The 13,189-nt window shown below is 67.8% G+C and carries 11 protein-coding genes; 4 read left to right on the forward strand and 7 right to left on the reverse strand.

Annotated elements, in window-relative coordinates:
* The first annotated feature begins 4 nt into the window (after positions 1-4).
* Positions 5-1,069, forward strand: a complete 1,065-nt coding sequence (locus ACQPYH_RS11675) for a pyridoxal-phosphate dependent enzyme (RefSeq protein ID WP_432889958.1) — start codon at positions 5-7, stop codon at positions 1,067-1,069.
* Here the strand turns inward: ACQPYH_RS11675 and ACQPYH_RS11680 are convergent.
* From ACQPYH_RS11680 to ACQPYH_RS11690, 3 genes are all read right to left on the reverse strand, one after another.
* Complete coding sequence (locus ACQPYH_RS11680; protein ID WP_432889960.1) at positions 1,052-1,657, reverse strand: hypothetical protein; 606 nt, start codon at positions 1,655-1,657, stop codon at positions 1,052-1,054. The two genes, ACQPYH_RS11675 and ACQPYH_RS11680, sit on opposite strands and share 18 nt — an antisense overlap.
* Entirely contained in the window at positions 1,644-3,086 is a 1,443-nt protein-coding gene (locus ACQPYH_RS11685) for a PASTA domain-containing protein (protein WP_432889962.1), read from the reverse strand. The genes ACQPYH_RS11680 and ACQPYH_RS11685 overlap by 14 nt, the downstream gene beginning before the upstream one ends.
* Positions 3,087-3,207: 121 nt before the next feature.
* Entirely contained in the window at positions 3,208-3,924 is a 717-nt protein-coding gene (locus ACQPYH_RS11690; protein ID WP_432889964.1) for an alpha/beta hydrolase, read from the reverse strand.
* A gap of 87 nt (positions 3,925-4,011) precedes the next feature.
* Here ACQPYH_RS11690 and ACQPYH_RS11695 point away from each other — a divergent pair, with 87 nt between their 5' ends.
* The 3 genes from ACQPYH_RS11695 (at position 4,012) to ACQPYH_RS11705 (ending at position 8,136) form a co-directional block, all read left to right on the forward strand.
* Positions 4,012-5,190, forward strand: a complete 1,179-nt coding sequence (locus ACQPYH_RS11695) for a sensor histidine kinase (protein ID WP_432889966.1) — start codon at positions 4,012-4,014, stop codon at positions 5,188-5,190.
* Positions 5,187-5,846, forward strand: a complete 660-nt coding sequence (locus ACQPYH_RS11700; protein WP_432889968.1) for a response regulator transcription factor — start codon at positions 5,187-5,189, stop codon at positions 5,844-5,846. Before ACQPYH_RS11695 ends, ACQPYH_RS11700 begins: the two co-directional genes overlap by 4 nt.
* 127 nt (positions 5,847-5,973) lie before the next feature.
* Entirely contained in the window at positions 5,974-8,136 is a 2,163-nt protein-coding gene (locus ACQPYH_RS11705; RefSeq protein WP_432889970.1) for an MMPL family transporter, read from the forward strand.
* 248 nt (positions 8,137-8,384) lie between these two features.
* On the opposite strand, the gene ACQPYH_RS11710 is transcribed toward ACQPYH_RS11705, so the two are convergent.
* From ACQPYH_RS11710 to ACQPYH_RS11725, 4 genes are all read right to left on the reverse strand, one after another.
* A complete protein-coding gene (locus tag ACQPYH_RS11710; RefSeq protein ID WP_432889972.1) occupies positions 8,385-8,855 on the reverse strand; it encodes a YdeI/OmpD-associated family protein in 471 nt (156 codons plus the stop codon).
* Between the two features lie 141 nt (positions 8,856-8,996).
* A complete protein-coding gene (locus tag ACQPYH_RS11715; protein ID WP_432889974.1) occupies positions 8,997-11,027 on the reverse strand; it encodes a glycoside hydrolase family 36 protein in 2,031 nt (676 codons plus the stop codon).
* A gap of 6 nt (positions 11,028-11,033) precedes the next feature.
* Positions 11,034-11,783 carry a FadR/GntR family transcriptional regulator gene (locus tag ACQPYH_RS11720; protein ID WP_432889976.1) on the reverse strand — a complete coding sequence of 250 codons (750 nt, stop codon included), beginning with the start codon at positions 11,781-11,783 and terminating at the stop codon, positions 11,034-11,036.
* On the reverse strand, positions 11,780-13,099 hold the full coding sequence (locus tag ACQPYH_RS11725) for an L-fuconate dehydratase (protein ID WP_432889978.1): 1,320 nt from the start codon (positions 13,097-13,099) through the stop codon (positions 11,780-11,782). Before ACQPYH_RS11725 ends, ACQPYH_RS11720 begins: the two co-directional genes overlap by 4 nt.
* Positions 13,100-13,189: the final 90 nt, after the last annotated feature.

Below are 13,189 nucleotides of genomic sequence, written 5' to 3' on the forward strand. Positions count from 1 at the left end.
ATCGATGTATGTGAATCCCGCCGCGCGGGAGTGGACGACAACGCCGGTCGCGGGGGTGACAGAGTTCCATGAATCGTTGCCTGGCTACGCGCCGACTCGGCTGGTCGACGTACCTGCTCTGGCCGACGAGCTCGGGGTCGGCCGGGTGTTCGTCAAGGAGGAGTCGAGCCGGTTCGGCCTGCCGGCGTTCAAGGTCCTCGGTGCCGCGTACGCCGTCTCCCGAGCGCTGTCCGCGCTTCTCGGCGACGGCGATCACGCGCTTCCGCTCCGGTTGCTTGCGGACGGCAACGCCACCCTGATCGCGGCCACGGACGGCAACCACGGCCGCGCGGTCGCCCACCTCGCCCGGTTGATCGGTCTGCCCGCCCGGATCTTCGTCCCCGACTCACTCACCGCGGCGGCGAAGGCCGGTATCGCATCCGAGGGTGCGCAGATCGTCGGGTTGCCGCTCGAGTACGACGATGTCGTGATGGCGGCCAGGGACGCTGCGTCCGCAGCGGGTGCGCTGCTGATCCAGGACACCGCCTGGCCCGGGTACACGCAGATCCCGCAATGGATCGTCGACGGCTACAGCACCTTGTTCACCGAAGCCGACACCCAACTCGCCGCGGCCGGCACACCAGCTCCCGACCTCATCGCCGTACCGATCGGCGTCGGCTCCCTAGCCCAAGCCGCCGTACGCCACTACAGAGCCAAGTCGGCGGACCCCCTTGGCTCAATCATTCTCGGCGTCGAACCGACCCACGCTCCGGCCATCATCACCTCTCTCCAAGCCGGCCGACTCACGTCAGTACCCACACACCCCACGATCATGACCGGCCTCAACTGCGGCACCCCCTCCCACGGCGCCTGGCCCGACCTACTGTCCGGCCTAGACGCCGCAACAACCGTCACCGACCAACAAGTCGCCACCGCAGTCCACGACCTCGAATCCGTAGGCATCGACGCCGGCCCCTGCGGCGCAGCAACCCTCGCAGCCACCAGAACCGCCCTCCCCAACCTGACCCTCCCCCCAACCGCAACCGTCCTCCTACTAAGCACCGAGGCGCGCTCAGCCAACCCCCTCTGACCTTGCCAGCTCTGCGTACGCCGATGCGGGCAGGAGCCGGAGGCCGGTGTGAAGGGCTACCAGCTCCTGGAGTGCGTACTTCGCGGAGCGGGAGAAATCGAAACCGTGCGCACTGAGAGCCACGTCGACTGAGCAAACGCCTGGGCTCAGCCCGATGAGGAGGCCGCCCTGGACGGTCAGCAGGAGGGCTTCGAGCGTGAAGCGCAGCGTGAGATCGAAGGTGATCCTGGCTGGGGGCCACTGGTCGACGGTGACATCCACCTCTGGGTGATGGATCGACGAGATCTCGTGTTCGGCCAACGTGACGTACTCGGGCGGCCCATCGCCGGCGAGCGTTGCGCTCGCAGCCTCTTTGAGGTCACGATGCGTTCGCCAGGCCCACAGGATCGGATCACCCAGGTCGCGATCGAAGGTCGCTGCGAGTGCGCGGGTCACTGGAGCCGATACCAGTCGGCCGGCCGGACCGAGGTCCGGCACCGATTCGAGCACCTTGCTCCTGGTGATCAGGTCGTTCAGCTCGGCGGAGGTGTCCGGGGCAGTCTGGTTGAAGTGCGAGGCGATGGTGACTCGGTGGCTACTGGTGTTCATCGGTCTTCTCCTGCAGGTACTGGCGCCCTCGATCAAGGCGAGCGTTGATGCGGATTCGGTGTGCTGGGCCGGATTCCTGGATCCGAGGAGTCCCCGGAGTCAGTCGCCCGGTCGCATGAACCTGAGGCACCGGATCGGGGCGCGGTTTCAGTCGGCGCCGGTGCTGGAGTCGGCCAGCCGCCCCGACGGCCAGGACGGCTGTCGCGAGCAGCAGCGGCACCAGCCACGAAGGCCAGCTCGGCTCGCTGGCGGCGAGGTCGACCGTGACTGTCGTTCCTGTCGGGACGAGTTCTCCGGCGCGCGGCTGCTGGCTGATGACATGGCGCTCACGACCCGAAGCATCTTTTCCAGCGATCAGATCGAAGACCAGCTCAGCGCCCTCGACCGCGCCGCGGGCCTCGGCCTCGCTGCGGTCGAGCAGGTCAGGAACCGCCACCAGCTTCGGCTTAGGCGCGCGGGTCACGTCGACGGTGACGAGGGTGCCGACGTCGACCTCGGTGCCCGCCCGCGGACGCTGGTTCAGCACGATCCCAGGGGCGTTCCCCGGACGCACGACTCGAGATTGGAACTTGAGCCGAGCAACCCCGACCGCCTGCCGTGCGGTGGACTCGAGACGGCCGACGAGATCTGGCACAACTGTGTGGACCACGGCAGGCGGTGTGGGAGGACTCGGCGGTACGACGGTGGTCGGCGGGGGCGGCGGTGGTGGTGCAGGCGTCCGGCGGATGTCGGCGGTCACGGTGGTGGTGCGTTCGACCAGCTCGCCTGGTTGCGGTTGCTGGCTGACGACGCGCCCCGGGCGCTTGCCGTCCTTGAGGATGTGTTGCACGTAGACGAGCCCGGCACCTTTGACCATGGCCGCGGCCTCGGTCTCGGTGCGGTTGATCAGATCTGGCACTGGCACGAGCACTGGTTGGACAGGCTCTTGGAGGATCAACGTGACTGCTCGTCCGAACACCACGTAGCCGCCGGCGCCGGGTCGCTGCAACCGGACTGTCCAATCGGCAGCTCCGTCGGACGGCGACGTTCGTACGACGAGGCCGAGTTGCGTCGCGGTCTCCCCGGCGACCCGCAGGGTCGTCCCGGTGAAGTCGGGCATCACCACCCCAAGCGAGAGGGCAACGAGCGATATACCTCCGTCGGGGTCGTTCTCGGTGCGTGTCTGCTGCGCGGCAACGACGACGTCCTTCTCATTCACGGCGCCGGGCTTGGAGTTCGCGAGCGTGCAGTTGTAGCCCACGGCTCCGAGGCTCTTTGTCGCCTCCTCCACCGACTGGCCACGAACGTCGGGAGCCGGCCGCGACGGCGACAGGGTCCAGCCGCCCGTGCAGACCTCTGCCGATACGGCTGCGGCGGTGTTTCCACCCGCCAGCAGCATCGCGATCGAGGCCGCCGCGGCCATCAAGTACCTGGTGCGATAAGTGCTCACACCTCTCTGACCGAGCCGTCGGCGCAGTTGATACCCGCCTCGGGTTCCGTCAGGCGGTTTCGGTGCCGTCGCCTAGCACGAGAATGCCGTCGACCATCCAGGCCCTTCCATGGGGGTGCCCTCAGTTTCCGAGTAGACCGGTCAGCCACCGCTCGCACAGGGTGGTCCAGGCGCTGACGACCGGGTCGTTCGCGGCGAGGCCCAGACCGTGTACGCCGTGTGGGAACACGTGCAGCTCTACCGGTACGCCGGCGGTTGTGAGCGCCTCGGCGTACCTCAACGCGTGCGCCGGATGGACCGAGGCGTCGTCGGCCGTGGTCCAGATGAACGTCGGCGGAGTCGCCGTGTCCACGTGCCGGTCGGCCGAGACTTGTTGGCGACTCTGGTCCGTCGGTTGGTGGCCGAGCACCGTGGCGGTGGTGCCGGGGTGCGGCTGGACCTCGAAGCTGATCAGGGGATAGGCGAGGATGCAGAAGTCCGGGCGTCCAGTGGGGCCGGCTTCGGGGCAGGTCGCGGTCGACAGCGCGGCGGCGAGATGACCGCCGGCCGAGGAGCCGATGACGCCGACAGGCGTGGCCTCGCCGGCCCGCTCGCGCATCCACGCGAGCGTGTCGCGTGCCTCTTCGAGTGCCTTCGGCCAAGCGTTCGCGCCGACGGCATAGCGCAGTACGACGGCGTCGAAGCCGAGCCTCGACAACCAGTCGGCATAGTCCTCGGCCTCGTGGGCGGCGTGATGCCGGTAACCGCCTCCGGGGAGGACCAGCACGGACGCCCGCGGCTCTGGGTCGCGGGCGGACGACGTGTGGTTGATGTCAGAACCCTTCCATCCGTTGAACACGAAGATACTGTGCCGGGTTCTTCGTCTGGCCGATCCGCCGCCACCCCGGCCGCCGTGAGTACGCCGCCGAGCATCACAATCGGGTGCATGCAGGCAGAGTTGGAAGTCGGGTCCTGGGGCTCCAGTCCGGTCTGGGGCCGGCGGCCGGGGGTGTTGCATGCCGGGACGGCGGTGCTGATCGCGCTGTCGGCGTCGGTGGAGCTGGTCCGGATGATCGCGGACGCAGCGGGGCTGGCGGCGTTCGCGGCGCTGCTGGTCACGGTCGGTGGCGCGGCGCTGGCGCGCGTGCGGCCGTGGCCGGGGCTGGTTCTGGCTGTCGTGGGCTGTTTGATCTCCGCGCTGGCCGGATGGGATCCGATCGTGATGTGGAGCATCACGGTGTTCACGCTGTTCTCGTTCACTCTGCAGGGCATGCCGGCGGTGCGCGGCACGGTGTTCGTTTGCGTGGGGCTCTATGTGGTGACCTCGATCGCGCAGGATTATGCGTTTCTGAGTCTGGTGTCGTTCCCGGCGGTTGTGTCGGCGGTGGCCGGTGGCGCCGTCGGCAACACGATCCGGATCCATCAGGAGTACTGGAGTTCTCTTGAACAACGTGCGGCTGATGCCGAGGCAACCCGCGATCTCGAGGCCACGCGGAGAGTGGCCGAGGAGCGGCTGCGGATTGCCCGTGACCTGCATGACGTGGTCGGTCACCAGGTTGCCGTCGTCAGCATGCACCTCGGGGTCGCCGAGGTGAGCCTGCCGCCCGGAGCCGACTCGACGCGTACGGCGCTCGACTCGGCGCGGACCGGCGTACGGTCGGTGTTGGTCGAGACGCAGCGCATTCTCGAACTGCTCCGTCGTGGAACCGGCGAGGACTCGACGGCCGAACCGGCGCCGGAGTTGACCCAGTTGCACGAGCTGGTGGAGTCGTATCGGCAGATCGGTCTGAACGTCGACTCCACGATCGGCGAGATCCCGGCAACGATCGACCCGGCCGTGAGTCTGACGGCGTACCGGATCGTGCAGGAGGGGCTGACGAACGCGCACCGGCACGGGGATGGCACTGCTTTGCTGACCGTTGCTGCTGACAACGATCGCTTGCTGATCACGGTGGTCAACCCGCGCCGGGTCGGTGCAGCGGTCGAGCAGGTCGGCAGCGGCTTTGGGCTGGTGGGGATACGGGAGCGGGTCGAGTCGGCGGGCGGGCGGCTCACGGTGGATGACGGAGGCGATACGTTCCGGTTGGGCGTCGTACTGACCGTTGACGGGAGCACCCTGACATGACCAGCATCCTGATCGTGGACGACCAGGAGATGATCCGGGTCGGTCTCCGGTCGATCCTGCAGTCGCATGCGTCGTTCGAGGTGGTCGGAGATGTCGGGGACGGATTGCAGGCGGTGCGGTTCCTCGAGGAGCAGCCGGTTGACGTCGTACTGATGGATATCCGGATGCCGGGCGTGGACGGCGTGGAGGCGACGCGGCGGATCCGGGAGACGGTGCCGCCTGAGACCACCCGGATCGTCATCCTGACCACGTTCGAGGAGGACACGTTGGTGCTGGCCGCGCTGCGGGCCGGGGCGAACGGTTTCCTGAGCAAGGGCGTCGGGCCGGCGGAGCTGATCACCGGCGTCGAGGAGGTCGCTGCCGGCGGTGGTGCGTTGTCGGCCGCGGCGTCGGCTGCCCTGATCGGACATGTCAGCGAGCAGCCGGCGGCGGTGGTCGACGAGGAGATGGCGGGGAGGTTCGCCGGGTTGACGCCGAAGGAGCGGGAGATGGTCGTCGCGATCGCGTCAGGGCTGGACAATGCGCAGATCGCCGCCTCCATGTTCTTGTCGCCGTACACGGTGAAGACGCATCTGAACCGGGCGATGGCGAAGGTCGGGGCCCGTGATCGGGCGCAGTTGGTCGCCTTCGCGTACCGGGCGGGGATCGCTCGCTGATCTGCTGCCATCTGCCGCGATCTACTGCGATCGCAGTAGATCGGTCGCTGCGTGCGGACGATTCGGCGGGCGGTGGAAATTCAGAGGATGAAGGACGTCAGCCTCACCCTTCGTTCTCAGGAGCATCATGCCGCAGTTACTCGCCCGGATCGGCCGCTTCAGCGCGCGCCATCGGCTGGTCGTGGTCGCGATCTGGCTGGCGGTCTTCGCCGGTCTCACCGTTGTCGTCGCGTCGGCCGGTTCGTCCAGCAGTACGTCGAGCGCTTCGATCCCCAGCACGCAGGCCTCGAAGGCCCTCGCCATCGTTCAGCAGAAGTTCCCCGGTACCTCCAGCGATACGAAGACGCTGACGCTGGTCCTCGAGACGCACCGCGCTAAGGTCACCGACGCGCCCGTGAAGGCCGAGATCACCCGCATCCTCGCGCACGCGGCGACACTGCCGAACGTCAGCACGGTGAGCAACCCGTTCGATCCGCAGAAGCCCGCCGTCTCCACCGACGCCACGACCGTGATGTCCACCCTGTCGTTCCATGGCGTGACCGAGGCGAACCAGAAGCAGGTGTACGCCGACGTACTCGACCTGGCGGCCAACGCCCGGACCGACTTCACCGCCGAAGTCGGTGGGCAGCTGTATGCCGACGACACACCCGCGTTCGGAGCGGGAGAGATCCTCGGCGTCGCGGTCGCGTTCCTCGTGCTGCTGCTGACCTTCGGATCACTCGCCGCGGCCGGCGCGAACATGCTCGTCGCCTTCGCGGGGGTCGGTGTCGGAACTCTAGGAGTGCTTGCCTATGGCACCATCAACCCGTTGCAGGACACAACGTTGACTCTGGCAACGATGCTCGGCCTCGCAGTGGGGATCGACTACAGCCTGTTCATCCTTACTCGCTTCCGGACCGAGCTGCGGGAGGGTCGTGACGTCGAGGACGCAGTCGCCCGCGCGGTCGGGACCGCGGGTACGGCGGTCGTGTTCGCCGGTCTGACTGTGATCATCGCGCTGGCTGGTCTGAGCGTGGTCGGTATCAGTGTTCTTCGCGACATGGGCTTGGCCGGCGCGTTCGGCGTACTGATTGCTGTGCTGATGGCGCTGACCCTGCTGCCCGTCCTGCTGCGGACCCTCGGTCGTCGGGCGCTCCCACGACGGGAACGTTCGGGTACTGCGCCTGACGGTCACCGCGTGTCCGTACTGCATCGGTGGGCTGCGTTCGTCGTACGGCGGCCGGTGTGGTCCTTCCTCGGCGCGATCGTTGTCGTCGGCATCGTCGCCGTACCGATGCTGGACATGAAGACGGCGTCGAACATCCCGGGCGGCAACGACCCGGTATCGACGCAACGCCACGCGTACAACTTGGTCGTCGAGAAGTTCGGGGGCGTTCAGAGCCCGTTGGTGGTGCTTGTCCAGGGCAACGACGTGTCGGGGGAGCTGCCGATCGTCGAGAACCGGTTGCGTGCGCTCGAGGGCGTGCAGACGGTCGTCACCAGTGCGGTCACGCCGCAGAGCGACGCCGCGCTGGTCACCGTCGTTCCCCGCGGCGGCCCGATCGACGACGCGACCAAGGAGCTCGTCACCACGATCCGCGACCTCGGCAATATCGGCGGCGTGAGCCTCGCCGTCACCGGTGAGACCGCGATCGGCATCGACAGCAACGCACTGTTGCACAAGGCACTGATCGAGTACGTCGTCCTGATCGTCGGGATGTCGCTGGTCCTGCTGGTGTTGATGTTCCGGTCACTGCTGATCCCGCTGGCTGCGACGCTCGGGTACCTGTTGTCCGTGGGAGCTTCGTTCGGGGCGAGCGTGGCGGTGTTCCAGTGGGGCTGGTTCGACTCGATCATCCCCGCACCGCAGGGCGATCCGATGCTCAGCACGCTGCCGATCATCTTGGTCGGTGTCCTGTTCGGTCTGGCGATGGACTACCAGGTCTTCCTGGTCTCCCGGATCCAGGAGATGCACAGCCGCGGCGCCTCCCCGAAGGAGGCCGTGATCGCCGGCTTCAGCAAGTCCGCCCCCGTCCTGGTAGCCGCAGCCGCCATCATGGCCTTCGTCTTCGCCGGCTTCGCCTCCTCCACGATGGCCGTCGCCGCCTCCATCGCCCTCGGCCTGGTTGTCGGAGTCCTGGTCGACGCCGTCCTCGTACGAATGATCATCATGCCCGCGGTCCTGTCCCTCCTCGGCCCCGCCGCCTGGTGGCTACCCACCTGGCTCGACCGCCTCCTCCCCCACCTCGACACCGAAGGCCACACCCTAAAACCCACCTCGAGTCCTGCCCCGCAATTGGTTGGACTATAAGTCTGGTCAAAAGACTGTGGGTGCGGGCTCGGCGGTCTTCACGGCCGCCGGAGGCAAGCCATGGCTGGTGAAGCGGGCCGATGACCGAGCAGTCGTCGGCGACGACGAGCCCGTTGCGACCCCTCGACGATCGATGTGCTGGGCGCCGGCGCCTTGGCGGGCGTTGGTGGTGCGGCATCAGCTCGGCCCATCGATCCCTGGAGCCAGACGGCGAGGTGGGTAAGCGCGGCGTGCAGTTGCAGTGGGGGTTACGGGCGTGGGCGTTGTTTGATCTGGGCTGCGAGGAGGTCGACCACTTCGGCGATACGTGCCGCGCGGACGTCCGGGCGGCGGGTGGTTGCGTCGATCCAACGGAGGTAGGCCTTGCGGTAGAACTGCGCCAGCGTGTCGAAGAAGGCGGCCGCAGCTGGATTGGCGTCCAGTGCCGCGGCGATGTCGTCGGCAAGGTCTTGGCGCTGCGGGCCCTCGGGGGCCAGCTCGACGATCACCTCAGCGCCGATAGCGACCCCGGTGTCTCGCAGCCACATGGGGGTGATGGTCAGTACCCATCCGCTCCCGGTCGACGCCAGCCTTCCGCGAACCCGCCTGCCGTCGACCGTGCCGCCGACGGGATGGTCGGCCTTGGCACCCCAAGTCTCGTCCGGATCGAACGGCACGACGATGACCGCCCGGTCACCCGGACCAGCGGCGACGACGGCACGAAACTCCTGTCGACTCACGCCCCTGAGCTTCGCATCGTTATGGCAGTCGCGGAAGCTCACCACCGCCTACGGCTGAGCTGTCGAGGAACCGCCCAGCCGCCTGGAGCTCGCCACGGAGCTCGCGATCCGCGAGAGCACTGCACCGCCCGCGCGGGGCGACTAGGTGGTCAGGCGGAGGACGCGGGCGGAGGGTTCGGGGGTGTTGGTGGTGATGGTTAGTGCGTCGGCGCCGGTCCAGGTGTAGGTCCAGTGGGGGTCTTCGGTGGGGAAGTGGGGTGTGATCGTGGAGCGGGGGATGGGGAGGGTGATGGTGGCCGGGCCGGGAGTGCGGTGCCACAGGGTTAGGTAGGTGGTGTCGGGGCCGTTGAGGGCGAGGGCGATCCAGTCGTCGGTCCACCCGGGCAGGCCGAGAGGCCAGCTGGGGACGAGGGTGTCGAGGTTCTTGAGGATGTCGCGATGGGCGGCGAGCGCCGAGCGGACCAGGTCGAGCTCGGACGGCGTCATGCGATTGAGATGGCCGGAGAGGTACAGGCGACCGGGGATGCCGTTGACGAGGGCGAACGTGAACTGTTCGCGGGTGGTCCCCGTGATCGGATAGGCCCAATGGCCGGCCTGTTCGGGCAGCACGGCGGCCGGGGCGGCCGCGGTGATCGGTGCGTAGAGCAACGGATCTTCCTGGTCCGAGGTCGACTGCAGGTGCAGGCGGGACAGCATCGCGTAGTCCATCCGCATCGCGCCCGAGGCGCAGTTCTCGATCAGCAGATCCGGATGACGTGTCTGGAGTCCGTCGAGCCAGTCCAGTAGTGCCCGGTTGTGTTCGAGGAGACCGTGGCCGACGGACGTGCCGCCCTTGTCGGTGCCCGGGCCAGTCATGGTGTTGTTGTCGAACTTGAAGAAGCCGACGCCGAACTCATCGACCAGCCGGTCGACGGTCATGTCCAGGTGCTTGCGGGCGGCCGGGCTGCGGAGGTCGAGTAGGTACCGTCCGGAATCGGCGATCCGGATGCCGCGGCGGCTGAGGAACGCTTCATCGGGCAGCTCGCCGGCGATCGGTGAGCGGACGCCGATGACCTCGGGTTCGAGCCAGAGGCCGGGAACCATGGCGTGTGAGTGAATCCGGTCGATGACCTCGGCGAGCCCGTTCGGGAAGCGGGTCGTCGACGGCTGCCAGGCGCCGACGGTGTTCCACCAGTCGCCATCGGCGTACCAGCCGGCGTCGATACAGAAGTAGTCCGCGCCGGCCTCGGCGGCCGCGTCGATCAGCGGTAGGAGCTTCTCCGTGGTCGGATCGCCCAGCAGAGTGTTCATGTAGTCGTTGAAGACCACTGGCATCCGGGCGTCGACAGGGCGCCGTCGGCGTACGGCGCGCCGTTGGCGGGTGAGGGCGGCGAACGTGGTGTCGCGGTCCTTCCCGGCGACGAGTGACACCGGCACCGACGTGAACGGCGTCTCCTCCGTGAGCTGCACGCTCCACTGGTGTTCCTGGTCGGTCGGGCCGCTCAGGAGGAGGTAGCCGCCGTTCCGGCTCTCGCCGATCTCGTAGTGCCAGGGTCCGTTGTGCTCGATCTGCCAGCCGAGGGCGTACGGCGTACTTCGGTCGACCAGCACACCGATCGGCAGCCGCTCGCCGCTCGACCACGACCCGAAGTTGGTCACCGCGTGCCGGGTCCTGGCGACGTGACGATGGCCTTCGCTCACGATGTCAGCGAGCGCCCCTGCTCGGAGCGACGTCACCGACCATCTGCTCTCGGCCATCCAGCTGTTGTCCGCCGAGTACAGCTCGGCATCGACAGCCTCCAGGCCGACGGCGAGCGACGACAGGAATGTCAGCTCGAGTGACCTGTGGCCGGCGATCGATGCCTCGGACCAGGCGCGGACACCGGCTCCCGCTTCGAACACGCTGGTGACGCGCAGCCCGGAGTCAGCGTCCTCCTGCAGGATGCGCAGCTCGCGGTCGCTCTCCTCGTGCCGGATGTACCGCAACCCTTGGCCGAGCACGGTTTCCACGTGCCGGTTGCTGCTTGGCGACCGCCCGGACCCGATGGCCGACACCTCGACCAGCGGCTGGCTCGTCTCCTGCACAGGACGCTCGGGCTGAGTGGTTTCGCGGACGGCCATCAGTCGCACCGGCCCGCCGTCGAGGGCGAAGGTCAATGCCAGGTCAGGTGTACTCCAGTGCAGCAGCTTCACACGGCCTCATTCCGTTGTCTGGCTCACGACACCTCGTTCGAGGAGGTAGTCCTCGACCGTGAACAAATGGGCGGACATCCACGTGCGTGCCCGGTTCGCGTCATGCGCGGTCAGTGCGGCGAGAATCGAGAGGTGCTCCCGATGGGAGGTCTCGTCGGCGCCGGGCTGGGTGATCGATCGGCGTAGCCGGTCCCGCATCGTGCGGCCGCCCAGGGCGTCGATCAGCGCGGTCAGCACCGGGTTGCCTGCTGCCTCCGCGATGATGCGGTGGAAGGCGATGTCGTTCTCGATCACGGTCTCGTGGTTGGGCTCGTCGAGCGACAGTTCGGCCTCGTTGTGCCGGAGCAGCTCGGCGGCGGCCTCGAGTTCCGAGACGCCGACCCGCAGTGCGGCCGCGGCGGCGGCCTCCGTCTCGAGAATTCGCCGTACCGAATGCAGGTGGGTGGTCCCGCTACCGTCCTGCAGGTCGACCACGAAGCCGATAGGGGCCAGCAGCATCGACGGGTCGAGCTTGGTGACGTAGGTTCCGTCGCCCTGCCGCGTCTCCAGAACGCCCATCATCGACAGCGCGCGAACTCCCTCGCGCAGCGGGTTCCGGGAGACGCCGAGGGCCGCCGCGAGATCCTTCTCGACCGGGAGCCGGTCGCCGGGCCGGAGCCGGCCGTCGATGAGCAGTTGCCGGATGCCCTCAACCACGACATCGGTCTGGGAGACGCCGGGAGTACGAGGCTGTTCGGCGACCTTGCCCGGCGTCATGGCAGTGCATCCGCGGTCGTCCGTGCGGCCCAGTAGGAGCCGTCCGGGAAGCCGTACGTTTCGAGTGATTCCGTGTGCATCTCGGCACTGTAACCGGGCGCGAAGGGCAGCACGTACGAGCCGTTCCGGACCACGCAGGGCTCGACGAAGTGTTCGTGCAGGTGGTCGACGTACTCCGTGACGCGACCGTCGAGGCTGCCCGAAACGGCGACGTAGTCGAAGATCGCGAGGTGCTGAACGAGTTCGCACAGACCGACACCGCCCGCGTGCGGGCATACCGGTACGTCGAACGAGGCGGCGAGCAGGTAGACCGCGAGTACCTCGTTGATGCTGCCCAGACGGGCCGCGTCGAGCTGGCAGTAGTCGAGGGCGCCGGCCTGGAACATCTGCTTGAACAGCACCCGGTTCATGCCGTGTTCGCCGCTGGCCACGCCGATGGGAGCAACGGCCTTGCGGATCGCGGCGTGCCCCAGGATGTCGTCGGGGCTGGTGGGTTCCTCGATCCACAGCGGGTCGAACTCGGCCAGCGCCTTGACCCATTCGATCGCCTCCGGCACGTCCCACACCTGGTTCGCGTCGATCATCAGATGACCGTCCGGTCCGAGGACCTCGCGGGCGATCCCGCAGCGCCGGATGTCGTCGGCGAGGTTCGCGCCGACCTTGAGCTTGACGTGTTTGTAGCCGGAGGCAACGGCTTCCTCGCAGAGCCGGCGCAGCTTGGCATCGGAGTACCCGAGCCAGCCGGCCGACGTGGTGTAGCACGGGTAGCCGGTGGTCTCGAGCTCCTCGATTCGTTGCTTGCGGCCCGGTTCCTGGCGGGCGAGCAGGGTGATGGCCTGGTCGGGTGTCAGTACGTCGGACAGGTACCGCAGGTCGGCGGCCTCGACGAGTTCCTCGGGCGACATCTCGGACAACAGCCGCCACAGCGGTACGCCGGCCCGCCGGGCGGCCAGGTCCCAGAGCGCGTTCATGACCGCGGCCAGGGCCAGGTGGATGACGCCCTTGTCCGGGCCGAGCCACCGCAACTGACTGTCCGACTGCAGTTCCCGGTAGATCCGGCCGAGGTCGGCGCACAGTTCGTCGACGTCACGGCCGATCAGCGGCTCGGCACGCTGACGGGCGGCGGCAGCGCACAGGTCGGTGCCGCGCCCGATGGTGAACGTCAGGCCGTACCCGGCCAGGTCGGGGTCGTCGGTGTGCAGCACGACGTACGCCGCCGAGTGATCGCCGTCCTTGTTCATCGCGTCGGATCCGTCGCGGTTGAGCGAGGTCGGAAAGCGGACATCGACGACCTCCACCGAGGTGATGCAGCGCATGGCGGGCCTCTCAAAGCGCGATAGATGGGATCTTTCTCCACCTTTGGTGCCGTTCAGTATGGACCAGGACGACCGCCAGCGCTACGATCC

The sequence above is a fragment of the Kribbella sp. CA-245084 genome, from assembly GCF_050942355.1.
In the GTDB taxonomy this organism is placed as follows: Bacteria; Actinomycetota; Actinomycetes; order Propionibacteriales; family Kribbellaceae; genus Kribbella.